The organism is Coleofasciculus sp. D1-CHI-01 (genome assembly GCF_040218875.1).
Taxonomy (GTDB): Bacteria; Cyanobacteriota; Cyanobacteriia; order Cyanobacteriales; family Coleofasciculaceae; genus Coleofasciculus.
Genome location: NZ_JAVJQP010000014.1, coordinates 18642 through 36505 on the forward strand (window position 1 = coordinate 18642; position 17864 = coordinate 36505).

11 protein-coding genes and 2 tRNA genes are annotated in these 17864 nt (G+C 45.7%); 8 read left to right on the forward strand and 5 right to left on the reverse strand.

The window, feature by feature from the left end; translation table 11 throughout:
* Position 1 precedes the first annotated feature (1 nt).
* The gene (locus tag RIB93_RS02495; RefSeq protein WP_446369977.1) at positions 2–412 is read right to left on the reverse strand and encodes an ArsR/SmtB family transcription factor; all 411 of its coding nucleotides are present in this window, start codon (positions 410–412) and stop codon (positions 2–4) included.
* Positions 413–732: 320 nt separating this feature from the next.
* Between RIB93_RS02495 and argC the strand changes: the two genes are divergently transcribed.
* Positions 733–1791 (forward strand): N-acetyl-gamma-glutamyl-phosphate reductase, encoded by a 1059-nt coding sequence (argC, locus tag RIB93_RS02500; protein WP_446369979.1) that lies wholly within the window; start codon positions 733–735, stop codon positions 1789–1791.
* Between the two features lie 537 nt (positions 1792–2328).
* The gene (locus tag RIB93_RS02505) at positions 2329–4551 is read left to right on the forward strand and encodes a Na-K-Cl cotransporter (RefSeq protein WP_446369981.1); all 2223 of its coding nucleotides are present in this window, start codon (positions 2329–2331) and stop codon (positions 4549–4551) included.
* A 93-nt stretch (positions 4552–4644) separates the two neighbouring features.
* Here the strand turns inward: RIB93_RS02505 and RIB93_RS02510 are convergent, their stop codons facing one another.
* From RIB93_RS02510 to RIB93_RS02525, 4 genes are all read right to left on the reverse strand, one after another.
* Positions 4645–7734 carry a UPF0182 family protein gene (locus RIB93_RS02510; protein ID WP_446369983.1) on the reverse strand — a complete coding sequence of 1030 codons (3090 nt, stop codon included), beginning with the start codon at positions 7732–7734 and terminating at the stop codon, positions 4645–4647.
* A 103-nt stretch (positions 7735–7837) separates the two neighbouring features.
* Complete coding sequence (locus tag RIB93_RS02515) at positions 7838–8494, reverse strand: site-specific integrase (protein ID WP_446370045.1); 657 nt, start codon at positions 8492–8494, stop codon at positions 7838–7840.
* A 231-nt stretch (positions 8495–8725) separates the two neighbouring features.
* Positions 8726–8797, reverse strand: a tRNA-Thr gene (locus RIB93_RS02520).
* A 55-nt stretch (positions 8798–8852) separates the two neighbouring features.
* Positions 8853–8934: transfer RNA gene (locus RIB93_RS02525), tRNA-Tyr, on the reverse strand.
* A 203-nt stretch (positions 8935–9137) separates the two neighbouring features.
* Here RIB93_RS02525 and urtA point away from each other — a divergent pair.
* The 6 genes from urtA to RIB93_RS02555 all read left to right on the forward strand — a co-directional run bounded on the left by urtA (position 9138) and on the right by RIB93_RS02555 (position 17811).
* The gene (gene urtA, locus RIB93_RS02530) at positions 9138–10460 is read left to right on the forward strand and encodes an urea ABC transporter substrate-binding protein (protein WP_446369985.1); all 1323 of its coding nucleotides are present in this window, start codon (positions 9138–9140) and stop codon (positions 10458–10460) included.
* A gap of 65 nt (positions 10461–10525) precedes the next feature.
* Positions 10526–11698, forward strand: coding sequence for an urea ABC transporter permease subunit UrtB (gene urtB, locus RIB93_RS02535; RefSeq protein ID WP_446369987.1), 1173 nt, complete (start codon positions 10526–10528; stop codon positions 11696–11698).
* A gap of 197 nt (positions 11699–11895) precedes the next feature.
* Complete coding sequence (gene urtC, locus RIB93_RS02540) at positions 11896–13071, forward strand: urea ABC transporter permease subunit UrtC (RefSeq protein WP_446369989.1); 1176 nt, start codon at positions 11896–11898, stop codon at positions 13069–13071.
* Positions 13072–13197: 126 nt separating this feature from the next.
* Positions 13198–14337 carry an urea ABC transporter ATP-binding protein UrtD gene (gene urtD / locus RIB93_RS02545; protein WP_446369991.1) on the forward strand — a complete coding sequence of 380 codons (1140 nt, stop codon included), beginning with the start codon at positions 13198–13200 and terminating at the stop codon, positions 14335–14337.
* Positions 14338–15032: 695 nt separating this feature from the next.
* On the forward strand, positions 15033–15734 hold the full coding sequence (urtE, locus tag RIB93_RS02550) for an urea ABC transporter ATP-binding subunit UrtE (RefSeq protein WP_446370047.1): 702 nt from the start codon (positions 15033–15035) through the stop codon (positions 15732–15734).
* A gap of 307 nt (positions 15735–16041) precedes the next feature.
* Positions 16042–17811 (forward strand): ATP-binding protein, encoded by a 1770-nt coding sequence (locus RIB93_RS02555; protein WP_446369993.1) that lies wholly within the window; start codon positions 16042–16044, stop codon positions 17809–17811.
* Positions 17812–17864 lie beyond the last annotated feature (53 nt).

Below are 17864 nucleotides of genomic sequence, written 5' to 3' on the forward strand. Positions count from 1 at the left end.
GTTAGATCGGTTCATCTAGATGTTCGGCGACGGATTGATACAAGTCGAGAACGTGCTGATCTTGAAGATGATAATAGACCTTGCGACCGCGTTTATGATACCGTACTAATCGCATGGCTCGTAGGGTGCGTAATTGATGGGAGACGGCGGATTCGCTCATATCCAGCGCGGTGGCGATGTCACATACACAGAGTTCTGCGATCGCGAGTAGGGAGATGATCCTCAGCCGATTTGTGTCTCCTAGGGAACTGAACAATTCTGCCATGCGTTGGGCTTTTTCGGTGTTGAGCATTTTTGGCTGCAATGAACTAATCCGCTGGCGTTCAACCTGATGGGGCGGATGACAATGAGGTGTGTCTGTGTCTGGATTAGCAGAAATGTTTGCCTCTGGCGTGGATAATCGGATTGGCATTGAGTTACTATCCCTTGGCTGTGGAATGGTCTGATTTTATAGTAGCGAACTCTCTGAACCGAGTGCAGGTGGGGAGATGGGGTGGGTTTAGTTACCTCTGGGTGAAAAGGAACCGATAGTCGTGAAATCGACCTCTACAGATAGTCAGGGCGGGTTTTGAATTAACGTTATCATCAATAGCGATATGAAAGTCCCTAAACCCGCCCCTACACTCTCAACATTCCTGCCATCCATAAATAAATCACGAAATCACGGTTCAAGCTAAAATGCAGCAAATGTTCATCTGTTTTTGATGTTAACTCTGTTAGGGAAGGAATATTATGGGTGATTTAGGACAATTGCCTGTCGGAATTATTGGCGCTTCTGGCTATGGAGGCGTGCAATTAATACGCCTATTGATGGATCACCCAGGTGTTGAGGTGGTTTATTTGGGGGGAAGTAGTAGTGCGGGGAAGCCGTTTTCTGAACTCTATCCTCATTTGGGTCATTGTGTGGATTTGACCATTGAGGAGATTGATTTAGATAAAATTGCCAGCCGTTGTCAGGTGGTGTTTCTGTCGTTACCCAATGGTTTGGCGTGTCAGATGGCGCCGCCGTTGTTGGCGAAAGGGTGTAAGGTGATTGACCTTTCGGCTGATTATCGGTTTAAGAATTTGGAGACCTATAAAACCTGGTATGGGGGAGAACGTAATGACCAGGAAACCGTGGCTTCAGCGGTTTATGGCTTACCGGAATTATATCGCGATCGCATCGCTAATGCGAAACTGGTAGGGTGTCCTGGCTGTTATGTTACTACCAGTCTTTTGGCACTTGCACCGTTGCTTAAACAGGGGTTAATTCAGCCCGATACGGCGATTATTGATGCCAAATCAGGCACATCGGGGGCGGGGCGTAAGGCGAAAACTAATCTTTTACTCGCAGAAGCGGATAGTTCGGTGTCGGCTTATGGAGTGGCGCGTCATCGCCATACCCCGGAAATTGAGCAGATTTGCAGTGATTTGGCGGGTCATGAGGTGATGGTACAGTTTACGCCTCATTTAATGCCAATGGTGCGCGGACTCCTGGCGACGGTTTATGCAACATTGCGTGACCCCGGATTAGTGCGAGAAGATTTGGCGACGATTTATAATGCATTTTATCGTGCGTCTCCTTGTGTGCGCGTCTTACCCAGTGGGACGTATCCGCAAACCAAGTGGGCGTGTGGAACGAATTTGTGTTATATCAGCGTTGAAGTTGATCCGCGTACTGACCGGGTGATTGTTATGTCAGTTACCGATAACTTGATTAAAGGTCAAGCCGGTCAAGCGATTCAATGCTTGAATCTGATCATGGGGTGGGATGAAAAGTTGGGATTACCGTTGTTGAGTTTTTATCCGTGATGGGGTGATGCGGTGTAGGGGCGGGTTTTGCACTCGGTCAGGGCGGGTTTTGCACAAATGTTGTCATCTCATGGCGAGACGAAAATCCCTAAACCCGCCCCTACAAAGTCAGGGCGGGTTTTGCACAAATGTTATCATCTCATGGCGAGACGAAAGTCCCTAAACCCGCCCCTACAAAGTCAGGGCGGGTTTTGCACAAATGTTATCATCTCATGGCGAGACGAAAGTCCCTAAACCCGCCCCTATAAACCTGGTTTCCTCGATCGCAGCGAAGGATCAACATTCCCTAATCCTGAGATAGAGATTAAAGAGAATTTTTTTTTGCTACAGTAACGGACACGGGTATTCAGTAGAATCGATCGCCGACTGCTTAAAATCGTTTAAATTAGGGTGTGATACGGGTTTCGTGAGGGTGCTAGAAAGCTTTAATTCTTTTTTTTTGCTTGTTTACGGGGACATCAAGATAGAACTAACTCTGTCTTTGCTGAAACAATTTCCCCTTTTCTTGTTGGATTGAACCAGGCTTAGGTGCTTACCATGAAAAACCCTTTCCGTCAACAGTCATCTCCAGTAATTCCCCCTGAACCGGAGACCGGTTTAGGTACATTTGGGGGAGTTTATACGCCGTCCCTGCTGACGATTCTGGGCGTGATTATGTACCTGCGATTTGGTTGGGTCGTGGGGAATGTGGGGTTGTTTGGTACGCTGATTATTGTCACCCTGTCTACGGCGATTACCTTTCTGACTTCGCTGTCGATTTGTGCGATCGCAACAGATCGGGTGGTCAAGGCTGGGGGCGCTTATTATATGATTAGCCGTTCTCTGGGGATTGAAACCGGCGGCGCGGTGGGGATTCCCCTGTATTTTGCCCAGGCGATATCCGTGGCGCTGTATACGATTGGTTTTGCTGAGAGTCTGACGCTGACGTTTCCAAACTTAAATCTACGGCTGACGGCGATCATTACCACAATTCTGGTGGCAATTCTGGCGATCGCGTCTGCCCAAATTGCGATTAAGGCACAATACTTTATTATGGCAGCGATCGCGCTGTCTTTGATTTGTTTGGTGTTTGGGTCCCCGGTTGACCCGAATACTCAGATTGAACTGTGGGGGGCGAAACCGCAAAACTCTGAACCCTTTTGGACAGTCTTCGCTGTCTTCTTTCCCGCCGTTACCGGGATTATGGCGGGGGTGAATATGTCCGGGGATTTACGCAATCCTACCCGTTCGATTCCCATTGGTACATTGGCGGCGGTGGGGACGGGTTATGTGGTTTATATGGCATTACCCATACTTTTAGCCATGCGGGCGGATGCTCTCACCTTAATCGAAAACCCGTTAATTATGGAGAAAATCTCCCTCTGGGGTCCTTCGGTTTTATTGGGGGTTTGGGGGGCGACATTATCCAGTGCGATTGGTAGTATTCTCGGTGCACCCCGAGTCATGCAGGCGCTGGCGCGGGATGGGATTTTACCCCGGTGGCTGAAGTTTCTGGGAACGGGTTCTGGATCTGAAGATGAACCGCGTATTGCTACGATAGTAACCTTGGGCTTGGTGTTAGTCGCCGTGGCTTTGGGGGATCTCAACGTAATCGCCCCAATTTTGAGTATGTTCTTCCTCACCACCTATTTAGTCTTGAACGTGGCGGCGGGAATTGAAAGCTTTTTACGCAGTCCCTCCTTTCGCCCCTCCTTCCGGGTGCATTGGTCCTTATCTCTGCTGGGGGCGGTTGGCTGTTTGGGGGTGATGTTCTTACTTAACGCCGTGGCGACAATTATGGCGGCGGTGATTGTATCGAGTGTTTATATTTGGTTAGAACGGCGGGAATTACAAAGTGCGTGGGGGGATGTGCGTCAGGGTGTCTGGATGGCGCTGGTACGGACGGGAATTAATCGCCTCGACTATACCGCTGATACGAAAAACTGGCGTCCTCATATTCTGGTCTTTTCTGGCGCACCGACTCGTCGCTGGCATTTGGTGGAGTTTGCGGCAAATTTAACCCACAAACGTAGTTTATTTACCGTCGCCAGTGTGATTCCCAGTGGATCTCGTGATCCAGCCAAGCAGTTGGAAATGGAAGCCACGATTCGCGAGTATTTGGAGAAGCGGGGGGTGCAAGGGTTAGCCCGGTTAATTACTGCCCCTGATCCGTTTATTGGGGCGGAACGGTTAGTTGAGGCGTATGGGATTGGTCCGTTGGTTCCCAATACGATTCTGTTAGGCGATAGTGAACAAGCCTCTCATCGCGGGAGTTACTGTCAGATGATCGCCAACTTGCATCAAGCCCGTCGCAATGTGGTGATTTTACGGGATGTGGAGGAACGGGGATTTGGTCGCCGCAAACGGATTGATGTTTGGTGGGGGGGGTTACAGGCAAATGGGGGTTTGATGTTAATTTTGGCGTATCTGTTGCGGACGAGTCTGGAATGGCGCAGTGCCGAAATTAACCTTAAATTAGTCGTCGCCAATAACGCCGCCGCCCAAGCCACGCGGAAGAATGTGGAAAACCTGACTAAACAACTGCGGATCGGGGCGCGATCGCAAGTGATTGAAGCAAAGGGACGCCCGTTCCCGGAAATCCTGCGTCGGTCTTCTCAAAGTGCGGATTTAGTCTTCTTAGGTATGGCGAAACCGATGGATGATTACACCAGTTATTACGAACGTTTGCAAGGTTTAGCCACGGGATTACCGACAACAATATTTGTATTAGCCGAACCCGATTTTGCCTTCTCGGAAGTGTTACAGGAGGGAGGCGTGTAGGGGTTTGGTCACCAAACCCCTACTAACTTCCCCTGCTCCCCCTGCTCCCCCTGCTCCCCCTGCTCCCCCTGCTCCCTACCCACTAGACCCTACTTATCCCCCCCCTAACGGCACAGGAGGTTCCTCTAGGGGACGAATAATCGTGGGGGCTGGTTCTTGTTCAGGTTGCTCAAAGATTCCCTCCAGCGCCTTTTCTAAACTTTCCGCCATGATAATGCGATTTTCATAAACAACAATGACCCGCGCTAAAATAGGTAGGCTATTGCGTTCGGCTTCCAGGTAAAGCGGTTCGACATAAAGTAAGGATTGTTCAATCGGAATCACCAAAAGATTCCCCTGAACCGCCCGTGAACCTTGACGATTCCACAGTGAGATTTGCTGAGAAATGACCGGATCTTGATTAATTAGGGCTTCAATTTGTTCGGGTCCGTAAATTAGTTCTTGTTTGGGAAACTGATATAAAAGTAATTTGCCATAATTCTCACCATCTGAACGCCCTGCTAACCAAGCAATTAAATTATTACGTGCCTGAGGTGTAAAGGGATGGAGGAGAATGAACTCCTCATTGGTGGCAGTTGGCAGTTTCATAATCAGGTAGTAGGGTTCTAGGGGTTGCAACTCCCTGCCATAAATCTCCTGGGGAATCCGCCACTGGTCTTCCCGGTTGTAAAATACTTGGGGGTCAGTCATGTGATAGGTAAGCAACCGTTCCGACTGAACACTGAAGATGTCTACCGGATAGCGAATATGACGTCGCAGCGCCGGAGGCATAGCATCTAACGGTTGGAATAGGGTAGGAAAAATCTTTGTCCAGGTTTGAATAATTGGATCGTCGGGGTCGGCAACATAGAATGTAATCGTGCCGTGATAGGCATCAATGACGACTTTAACCGAATTGCGGATATAGTTAAATTCATTATCACCCGGGTCAGAATAGGGATAATGTTCGCTGGTGGTGTAGGCGTCAATAATCCAGTAAAGATAGGCTTGATCCGTTTCTGTTTCCTTACCCTGAGGATTAACACTGACAATATACGGATCGCGATCATAACGTAAGAACGGCGCGATCGCCCGAATCCGTTGGTTGATGTTGCGACGGAATAATACCTTGGTTTCCGGCGTAAAGTTGTCCGTAAACAACATCTTCCAATCTTTGAGATACTCGGCAAATAACAGCCTGCGCCATAGTGAACTAATCTGCACACCCCCAGTGCCATCGTAGGTATTGTAAACATTATCCTCACCACTGGGATAATCGAATTCCTGCACTTTAGTGGGAGTCATCACATAATTTTCAGTGAGTTGTCCGTAGTAAATTCGCGGCGCCCCAATCGGAATACTTTCGCGAATCAGTTGGCTAGATGTGGATAAATCGCCGCCAACACCGAGATCAGCACCGGTGCCAATATCTTTAACAAAATAGTTAGGCAATCCGCCACTACCCACCCGATTTACAGGACTCATCGTAAAGCCATAGCCGTGGGTATAAACTAAGTGTTGGTTAACCCAGGTTTGGGCTTGTTCGGGAACCGATTCGTAGGATAATTCCCTGGGTGCAATAATCACCTGTTGCTTTTCAATCGTGAAACCGGGTGTGGGTACAGTTAGGGAAATCTCTGTGTCTTCTGCTTCTAGTTCATCGCCTTGTTCTCCCGCAAAGGAAGGCGGAACACCCGTCACTTCTAACGGTAGTCTGTAGCGGTCAATATCAGCGTCCGGAAATTCGTAGTAGAGACGGATACGTTGTAGCTGACGATTAGTTTGCAGAATGGGACGAGCATCCCAGAGGCGGATATTGCGAATCGTTAAAATATTTTCATCTAAATCAGCACTGGTGAGTTCGCCTTCAGGGTCAAAGATTTCCACATTGATACTATCAAGATCAAACGCCGCTCGACTCAGTTTGATACTGCGTTCAATATAGAGGCGTTCTCGTTCCAATTCATTTGGCTGCACGCCAAACCGTTGCACCGTCGCCGGGATTAGCCAGCCTGCGATCGCGACCATGATCACATACAATCCCAGTAGGGAGAGTGTTCCCTTGCCACTCCTGTGCAGCGACTTAAACCCGATTATCGGTCTAATCAGTAAAAATAGAGCAATTCCCAGGGCGAAAACACTTAACCCTGTATTAATCGGTAACTGCGCCTTAACATCGGTATAACTAGCACCATAGGTAACGCCACGAGTGGAATACAGCAGTTCGTAGCGCGATAGCCAATAATGGAACGCTACCGTCGCCATCGCCAAGGAACCCAATCCATGTAAATGATAAAGTTGATGATCAGAAAATCCGGGAAACCGCCCATGAGACAGGCTATTTCCAGATACCAAATAGGTTAACGTTACGGCGACTAAACCAAACAGACACAGCCCCCCCAGCCAAAAGTTCAATAGTTGCCACACCGGAAGTTTAAAGACATAGAAACTAATATCCGTGCCCAATAAAGGGTCATTCGCGTTAAAGGCGGTTGGCTGGAAATACTGCAAAATCCTGCCCCATTGTCCAGATACCACTAAGGCAAAAACCACTGAAAAAGCAACAGCCATCGCCGTTAACCAGAATTGGGAATTAACCACCAATGCGATGACAATGATGACTAAAACAATGAGTTGTATTATCTGTACCAGCAGCCGTAACAATACATCGTTTATGGAAGTCCAATCAAAAGGAGGTGGTAGGGGTGGGGTTACACTGGGTAAATTAAAATCAGGTTGCCACAGGGAGATAGCCACTTCGCCGTAATGGAGTAGCATAATCCCCACGAGTACGTCGAGGCATAGTACGATTGGTAAGAGTAATCCTAACCTCAGCGCTAACGCTCCCTTTATAAGGTTGAAGGGTGTAGAGTCTGGTGTAGGAGTCTTTGGTAGGGTTGGATTGATTTGAGTAGTCCCCGGAGGTATCCTCGTGGGGTTACCAACCTCCTTGGCGATGGCGGCGGGATACTTCAGCCGATTGGCGAGAAACAAATTACTGAGTAAAAATCCGGCGGATAAGCAGCCAACAAATGCCCACAAACCTAGCTGAGTCCGCAAGCGTAACCAGAACGCTGACAAATAGTCAAGCTCAATGAACCATAAAATTTCCGCAACCAGGTGAGCCAGCAAATCCCAGGCTAGCCACAACCCCATAAGCACGATGATGACTTGAAAAAGGCGGTTCCAGATGCGTTTAAACATTTTTCTGACCTATATTTGTCTTCATAATATTATCGCTCTTAGGGGCTAGCTAGATCTATAGAAATTTAAACGACTATCCTTTGTGTCATTTATTCATCAGCAATTAAAAAAGTTCAGGTAAGGTTGGTTTTGAACATACAACACCAGCATAATTTTCATATAAAGTTTGCACATCATGACCAGTTATTTCAGCAACTACCACAGGATTCATTCCAGCTTCTAGGCAATGAGAGATAAATGTGTGTCGTGTATTATAAGGCTTTCTATGCTCAACTCCTGCTTGATCTAGACATTTTTTCCAAGCTCTCTGACTAAAGTTGTGGTCATCAATTGCATTACCTCCAGGGCTAGTAAATACTAAATCATCAGGTTTAGCATCGCCTGGTTTAATTGATTGCAGCAATTTTTTTAGCTTGTCATTAACAGGGATTATTCGAGTTTTATTAGTTTTAGTGGATTTATGAACACCGCGCGTTATACTTTCACCTATCCAGATAGTATAAAAGTCATTAGAAATATGTTTCCATCTTAAACCTATCGCTTCACCAGTCCTCACACCAGTCGCAAAAATAAATTGTACGTAATTTGTATAGTGCTTGTAATGTTTGTTTGTTTGAAATGATTCTATGATTTTAATAATCTCATCTTTGCTAAAAGGTTCAGGAGACTGTTTAGGTGGGACTTTTATTCTTTTCTGTAGCTCGTTCCAAGGATTGTATTGAGTAATTTGCTTAGTTCTTGACCATTTCCAACAAGCTATTTACTGAAGTTTTCTACTACCACAGTGCCTTTTGAAGCCTTAGAAGCGGTTCCAGTAGATGTAATGGCTCTCATTGGGTATCAAATATTGGGTATCATATTTCTGTACTCTAATCCATGATACCCACTTGATACCCGAAAACAACTAAGACACCCAGATTTAGTACTATAACTCTGGATGTCTCAATTAAGCTATAAGCTTACAAGCCTTATCAAATATAGATATCCAAAAAGCCCGTGACGAGGATTGAACTCGTGACCTCACCCTTACCAAGGGTGTGCTCTACCACTGAGCTACACGGGCATATTTGTATGGACGCTTCTAGTACACATACCCTCTAAAAATTAGAGTCATGTGATGGGCCGAGTTGGATTTGAACCAACGTAGGCAAAGCCAGCGGATTTACAGTCCGCCCCCATTAACCACTCGGGCACCGACCCATTTCGTTCACAGTTATCAATACTAGCACAACTTTTAATTTGTGTTCAACTTTTTTTCCGGCTTCCCCATCTTCCCCATCTCTCCTGCCTCGTCATTTTGTATCAAAAATAACAATTCCTCGGATAAGCTCGCTCTAATATCACAGCTTAACCAGGTTTATCTCTATCAACCGACTGGAATTACCGAAGGAATATCTATACAAATGGTTAGACGATTAGGGCGACGTAAATTTTTGATCTATGGCTCCGCCACGTTGGGAACCACGCTTCTGCTCAAAGCCTGTAGTGAGCCGCCAGCACCGGATACCACAGGAGAGGCGACAACCTCTGACTCGGCGGCGGCTGGTGGCAATGGTGACACGATAAAAGTCGGGATTCTCCATTCCCTCAGTGGCACAATGGCGATTAGTGAAAAAAGTGTCGTGGATGCCGAACAACTCGCCATTGAGGAAATCAACGCTGCTGGGGGTGTCCTAGGTAAGCAGATTGAACCGATTGTGGAAGATGGTGCCTCAGATTGGCCCACGTTTGCTGAGAAAGCCAGAAAGCTAATTGACCAAGATCAGGTCGTTTCCGTTTTTGGCTGCTGGACGTCGGCTAGCCGCAAGGCGGTATTACCTGTCTTTGAAGAGAAAAAACATATGCTCTGGTATCCTGTGCAGTACGAGGGTCAGGAGTGTTCTAACAATATCTTCTATACAGGCGCTGCTCCGAATCAGCAGATTGAGCCAGCCGTGGATTGGTTGCTGGAGAATAAGGGCAAACAATTCTTCCTGATTGGTTCTGACTACGTGTTCCCTCGTACCGCTAATACAATTATTAAGGCACAGCTTGCAGAACTGGGTGGCGAAACCGTTGGCGAGGATTACTTGCCTCTAGGAAATACAGAAGTTACCCCAATTATTACTAAAATCCGCGCGGCGTTACCAGAGGGGGGCGTTATCTTTAATACTCTCAACGGAGATAGTAATGTGGCTTTCTTCAAACAACTACAGGGTGCAGGGTTAACCCCGGATAAGTATCCGGTTATGTCTGTAAGTATTGCTGAAGAAGAAGTCAAGGCAATTGGTACAGAATACCTGAAAGATCAGTATGCGGCGTGGAACTACTTCCAAACCGTTGATACCCCAGAAAACCAGGATTTTGTCAAGGCATTTAAGGCAAAATATGGTGAAGACCGAGTGACTAATGACCCCATGGAAGCTGCCTACATTGGCGTTTACTTGTGGAAGCAAGCGGTTGAACAAGCAGGAACGGCTGATGACTTAGAAGCTGTCCGCAAAGCGGCTTATGGTCAGAAATTTGAAGCCCCAGAAGGGATGGTCACCATGAATCCTAACCATCACCTCTCGAAGGTGGTACGGATTGGAAAAGTGGGAGAGGATGGTCTGTTTGAAATTGTCAACGAGACGGAAGCGGCTATTGAACCCGTTCCCTGGAATCAATTTGTTGCCGATACTAAGGGATTAGGTTGTGATTGGTCTGATCCGAGTAAGGGGGGTAAATATAAGTTAAAAGATGTATAAGTCAGTCATTAGTCATTAGTCATTAGTCCTTTGTCATTCCTGACCAACAATCAACGTAGAAAATTGTGCTAGCAGGACTTTTAGATAGTCTCTATGGCGGTATCAGTATTGGCGCTGTTTTATTAATTGCAGCGCTGGGATTAGCCATTGTGTTCGGACTCATGGGTGTGATCAACTTGGCACACGGGGAGTTGATGATGCTGGGTGCTTATACGACCTTTGTTGTCCAAAATGGGTTCAAGTCTCTGGGGGAACCTTGGTTTGAAACCTATATCTTATTTGCCATACCGATCGCGTTTCTGGTAACCGCCCTTGTCGGATTGGTTCTGGAACGGGGGGTTATCCGCTTTCTATACGGGCGTCCCCTGGAAACCTTGCTAGCAACCTGGGGCGTTAGTTTAATTTTGCAGCAGTTCGTCCGCAGCGTAAATTGGGTGATGGTGATTGGCATTGCTCTATTTTGCCTGCTGTTTTTTGGGGCGCTGTGGGTACTGTCTCGTCGGGCAGATTTTCCGCGGATTCGTTCTTGGGCAATCCCGACAATGGTGGTATTATCCCTGGGAATTGTCTTTACGATTGGCAAGGTTTTGAGTGAAACATTCGAGCTAGGGTTAACTAAGCCTTGGTTTGGCACTCAAGGTGTTGATGTCACCGCGCCAAGTTGGATGCGGGGAGGGTGGATGGTGGAGTTATCGGAAGGCAGTTTTCAGTTATCCTATGTCCGATTATTTATTATTGGGCTAACGATTCTTTGCATCACGGGAATTTACCTATTCTTGCAGCGTTCAGCTTGGGGATTGCGGATTCGCGCTGTAACTCAAAATCGGAGTATGAGCGCTTGTTTGGGAATTCCTACGGGTAAGGTTGATGCGTTAACCTTTGCTATTGGTTCAGGTTTAGCGGGGGTTGCAGGTTGTGCGATTAGTTTGTTGGGTTCAGTTAGCCCGAATACCGGTCAAAATTATGTGGTCGATACGTTCATGGTGGTGGTGGTTGGCGGCGTCGGTAAATTGGTGGGTTCGATTGTGGCGGCGTTAGCGATTGGTACGATTAATTACCTGATTGGTTCGGGAATACTGGCTTTGCTCTTTCAGCCCATTGAGCCGTTATTTGATTTCTTTACCTTCTTTGCCACCACCAGTATGGCAAAGGTGATGGTATTTGCCCTAATTATCATTTTCCTGCAAATTCGACCGGGCGGGATTTTTCCACAGAAAGGACGATCCTATGAACTATAAGGCAGAAGACAACAGGCAATAGGCAATAGGCAATAGGAAAACAAATGACAAATGACTTTCATAATCTCCTTTAAATCCTAATCACCCTGTCAAAATGAGAGAACAAACTTTTCTGTGAAATCAGTGTATGAATAAGCTCTCACTCACCTCCCTACCCCAATCTCTCCAATAAATCCGTGAAATCAGTGTTTTGACAAATGACCAATGACTCAGTAATTGAAATTCCCGGACTAGACCGACGGCGCAAGCGTCGTCAATCGCTGCTGATTGAAGTGGGTGTGGTTACTCTAATCGCACTGCTGCTGATTATTGTGTTTCCGTTGGCGTTGTCTGACTTTCGCCTGAGCTTGTTGGGGCGATTTTTGGCATTGGCGATCGCAGCTTTGGCAATTGACTTGATTTGGGGCTATACCGGACTTTTAAGTCTGGGTCATGGCATCTTTTTCGCCTTGGGTGGTTATGCGTTGGCAATGCATCTAAAATTAGCCCCCTTGGAAGGCGAGACTTTACCCGAATTCATGGGTCTTTATGGGGTGGATAAATTGCCCTGGTTTTGGCAACCCTTTGATTCCTTTGGATTTGCTGTCTTTGCCGTGATTATTATTCCGGCTGTCGTCGGGAGTTTGTTTGGCTATCTTGTCTTTCGTAACCGGATTCGGGGCGTTTATTTTTCTATCCTCACCCAAGCCGCGACAATTGTCTTTTTCAATTTCTTCAATGGTCAACAGAAACTATTCAACGGTACGAATGGTTTGACCAATTACCAAACCTTGCTGGGGGCTGATGTGAATGCCACGCGAACCCAGTTTATATTTTATACTATCACAATTCTGTTGCTGGTTGTCTCTTATGCCTTATGTCGCTGGCTGACTCAGGGGCGTTTTGGGCGGTTACTGGTGGCGATTCGCGATGATGAAAATCGGGTGCGGTTTTCGGGATACAATCCCACCGGATTTAAGGTTTTAGTCTTTGCCATTTCTGCGGGGTTGGCGGGAATCGCGGGGGCGATGTTCACGCTGCAAACGGGTATTGTTTCACCGAAGGCGATGGATATTGCCTTCTCGATTGAAATGGTGATTTGGGTGGCGGTTGGTGGTCGTGCTACACTCGTGGGCGCAATTCTAGGGGCGCTGGTGGTTAATTTTGCCAAAAGTATTTTAAGTGAAAACTTTGCCGAAAGTTGGCTATTTTTCCAAGGCGGATTATTTTTGGTAGTGGTGACGGTGTTGCCGAGTGGAATTGTGGGGTGGTGGCGGTATTCCGGGTATCAGGCGTTGCTGAGTCTATTCGGTAAGCGCAAAGAGGTAATTACTTATCCTAGTTTAGAAGAAGACCCAGATGTGCAACGTGAACGAGAGGAAATTAGTCATTAGTTTTAGGGAACAGGGAATAGGGAATAGGGAACAGGGAACAGGGAATGGGGAATAGGGAATAGGGAATTCTAGTAAATATCATTGTCATTATTCCTTTGTCATTAGTCAGCTAAAGTCTTGCTAAACATGAATCAACAAATTTTAGCGATTGAAGATTTAACCGTTAGTTTTGATGGCTTTAAGGCACTCAACACCCTCAACTTCAGTATGGATACTGGAGAGTTACGGGTGATTATTGGACCCAATGGTGCGGGAAAAACCACGTTCCTCGATGTGATCACCGGAAAAGTCCAGCCAACTAGGGGACGAGTTCTATTTAAAGGACAGAATTTACGGCGTAAATCAGAAGATAGGATTGTACGCATGGGGATTGGTCGTAAATTTCAAACCCCGCGAGTTTACCTAAATCTAACGGTGCGAGAAAATTTAGACTTAGCCTGTAATCGCAGTAAAACTGTGTTTTCAACACTGTTTGGGCGTCCTGCTACATCGGAACGACGCACGGTGTTAGGGTTATTAGAAACAATTGGTTTAGTTTCCAAAGCCGATTTACAAGCCGATTTACTTTCCCATGGGGAAAAGCAACGGTTAGAAATTGGCATGTTGGTGGCGCAATCCCCGGATTTATTGCTGGTTGATGAACCTGTGGCGGGGTTGACGGATGAAGAGACTGAAAATATTGCTGACTTACTGATCAATTTAGCCGAGAGTCATTCAATTATTGTCATTGAACATGACATGGAATTTGTGCGGCTGATTGCCCGTAAGGTGACGGTGCTGCATGAGGGGTCGGTGTTATGTGAAGGAAGTATTGATGAGGTGCATAATGACCCCCGTGTGGTGGAGGTGTATTTGGGACGAGAGTCCTCAATTAGCGCCCGTCAAATGAAACTGCTGCGAATTGTCACCGCTATGGCTTGGTCTGATGGGGATTTAGCGCCTGAAGAAGCGGAGTTAATTATTGCTCGCTTGAGTCAATTGTTTTCAACGGATAGTGAAGAGCAGGAAAAGTTACAAACAGAATTGCGGGATTATCTAGCTGCTCATGTTGATATTGATGAGTTGGTGGCTCAAATTGAAAGTCCTGAAGAACGGGAGTTAATTCTGAAGTTGGGGTATGAGGTGATTAATGTTAGCGCTCGCACGCCTAATGAACCCACTATTAATCAACAAGAAGCCGCCGCTTACAAAGAACTGGTCAAGCTTCTGGATTTACCGGAAGCTGTGGTAAATCGCTTAAAAGCAGATACCTCCAAGTCGTTGTGATTGAGGAATAAATACATACAATGTGTTTTTTGTCAAAGTTATTTCTGAGTAAGCTCAAAAAATTTTGTCATTGGGGTATGCTTGTATTTTTTGAGTTTTGCTGACGCTAGTGCAGAAAATGACGCCAGACTGAGGGTTTCAATCCTGTGTTTTTGTAAATTAACTACAATTGACCTATAATACCAGACTATACATAATTTAATATATCATACTACAGCCAAATAACAACGTCAAATTGGGCTTTTCCAGAGACTGCTGCTGCTCAGTCAAAATTCCATAACATTTACAAAATCAAATTAAAAACTTTGAATTGAAAAGTTATCGGTGGGGAGGGCGGGTTTTGTTGAAATGTTATCGGTGAATAGCGGATTTTAATCCCTAAACCCGCCCCTACAACCTACGAATACCAGTTCAGTGGGGAGGGCGGGTTTTGTTGAAATGTTATCGGTGAATAGCGGATTTTAATCCCTAAACCCGCCCCTACAACCTACGAATACCAGTTCAGTTATCGGTGGGGAGGGCGGGTTTTGTTGAAATGTTATCGGTGAATAGCGGAATTTAGTCCCTAAACCCGCCCCTACACTAATTCTTGAGCGATGCTGCACTACACTAAGAATACCAATTAATCGCTTCTAGCTATGAGTCAAACAGACCAAGTAATATCTAAAATCGATCATCAATCCTCAACTCAGCTAATGCTGCAAATTAGGGATGTAAATGTTTACTATGGCGAAAGTCACATCCTGCGGGATGTGGATTTAAGTGTACCCGTTGGACAAATGGTTTGTCTGATTGGGCGTAATGGCGTGGGAAAAACAACATTATTGAAAACGATTATGGGGTTGCTCAAACCTCGAACAGGTACAATTACCTTAGCCGAGCAACCGATTACCCATAAATCTACAGATAAACGGGCAAAATTAGGCATTGGTTATGTTCCCCAAGGGCGGGAGATTATTCCCCGGTTAACGGTAAAAGAAAATCTGTTGCTGGGGTTGGAAGCCTGTCGTCAAGGTAGAGGGAACAACGCTGAGATTCCAGAGGAAATTTTTAGCTTGTTTCCTGTGCTAAAATCTATGCTATCTCGCATGGGCGGAGATTTGAGTGGAGGACAACAGCAACAACTGGCGATCGCGCGGGCGTTAATGGGGAAACCTCGATTACTGGTGTTGGATGAACCCACCGAAGGAATTCAACCTTCGATTATCCTTGAAATTGAAGCCGCTATCCGCCAGATTGTCAAGTCTACAGGGATTTCTGTGCTGCTGGTGGAACAGCATCTGCATTTTGTCCGACAAGCAGATTGGTACTACGCGATGCAGAAGGGAGGTATTGTCGCATCAGGTTTAACCAGCGAATTGAGTCAGCAGGTGATTCAGCGCTTTTTAGCGGTTTAGTTTTAGGGAACAGGGAACGGGGAGATGAGGGAGATGAGGGAGATGGGGGAGATGAGGGAGATGGGGAAGATGGGGGAGATGGGGAAGATGGGGAAGTTAACTCAAAACTTTACCTTACCTGTTCCCTGTTCCCTATTCCCTGTTCCCTGTTCCCTATTCCTGACAAATGACAAATGACGAATGACAAATGACGAATGACGAATGACTGAAACATCAAATTCACAGGATTGACATCTGAAAATTGTACTTTAGATGGGCAAAGGGTGCTTTGTCTATAGTAAAACAATGACGGTATCACATTTGCCTTATGCATCACTCAGAATCGGGTATTCTTTCTAACCATCCAGGTGTCGCGACTCCTTCCCCACCAGCGCGTCGCTTCCTTCTGCTTGCTAATCCTGGACTCTGGATCAATCGTATCAGCCGTCGTTGGAGTATTCATCAAAAAATTGGTTCTGGCTATTTTTTAGCGGTGAGTATTGCTGTTTTGGGAACGGCGACAGGATTAATCGTTGGAGAACATTATGATGATAGCGCCAGAGAGTCGTTAGAAATTACCCAGGAACGACTGGATATGTTAGGAAATTTAGAAAAATCTTTTTTTACTATTCAATTGTACCAAGAACGACTAACCTATTTATCAGAAAATCAGCCTTTAGAAGCTGATTTTATTATGAGATTAAATGAAACTTTAATAAAAAGCAATAGTCAACTCGCCCAATTACAATTTCATTTAAAAACTCATCGTCAATTACCCAGCGATTATAAGAACTCGCCAAAAGATATATTGAATTATTGTGAGCGGGGTTTAGGCACCTATCATCAGATCGTTAGCTCTCTTTTAGAAAGACTTAATTCTGAAACGCTTACTCCCAGTCAACTTCAAACGATTCAACCTTTTTTTGTAAAAACGTTTAAAAGCGAACTGATTCCCCAGTTTGAAACAATTTCAGCAAGTTTAGAAAAGCTCGTTAGCTTAACTGAAATTCAACAACAGCAGGCAAAGGCTAAATTTAAGGAAGCCAAGATCTTACGGGCTAGCATCATTGCGGGAAGTATGATGTTATCGATAGGAATTGCGGCGGTTTTAGCCATCTATACCAGCCGCGCGATCGCACGTCCAATTCAAGCCGTAACCCGCGTTGCCGAACAAGCTACTCATAACGGTAATTTTGACCTGCAAGCCCCCGTCATGACTGAAGATGAAATTGGAGTTTTAGCCACATCTCTGAATCATCTTATTCAACGAGTCGCTACGCAAATTCGCGACTTACAGCAAGCCCAAACTCAACTGATTCAAAGTGAAAAAATGTCCAGTTTGGGACGAATGGTGGCTGGACTTGCCCATGAAATTAATAATCCGGTAAATTTTATTTATGGCAATCTAACTTATGCTCAAGACTATACGCATGATATTCTCAAACTCTTACATCTGTATCAGCAGTATTATCCCCACCCTTCAGCGGAGATTCAAAGGAAACTTGACGACATGGATTTGCAGTTTATCTGTGAAGATTTACCCAAAATCATGAACTCCATGCAAGTGGGAAGCGAACGCATTCGCCAAATCATTTTATCCTTGCGAAATTTTTCTCGCCTAGATGAGGCAGAAATGAAACAAGCCGATCTTCATGAAGGAATTGATAATACACTGTTAATTCTAAATTCTCGCCTGACTCAGGATATCAAAATCATCAAGCAGTATGGGCAAATTCCTTTAATTGAGTGCTATCCAGCGCAGCTAAATCAAGTTTTCATGAATATCATCAGTAATGCCATCGATGAACTAAGCGTTAAGTCTGGTTTGGCTAAACTACAGATTTTCATTCAAACCCAGCAGGTTAATCCTGATCACGTTGAAATCAAAATTCGGGATACAGGTTCGGGGATTCCTTCGGACATAAAACCTAAAATATTCGATCCCTTTTTCACTACCAAGCCCGTTGGACAAGGCACAGGGATGGGTTTAGCTATCTCCTATCAGATTATTGAGAAACATAAAGGAAAAATTAAGGTAATTTCAGAGTTGGGTGAGGGTTCAGAGTTTGTCGTCAGTTTACCGATTAAGTCGGGGTAATTCCGTAGATTCTACAGTCTGCTCTCACCGATAACTATAAGTTTTCAGTAGAT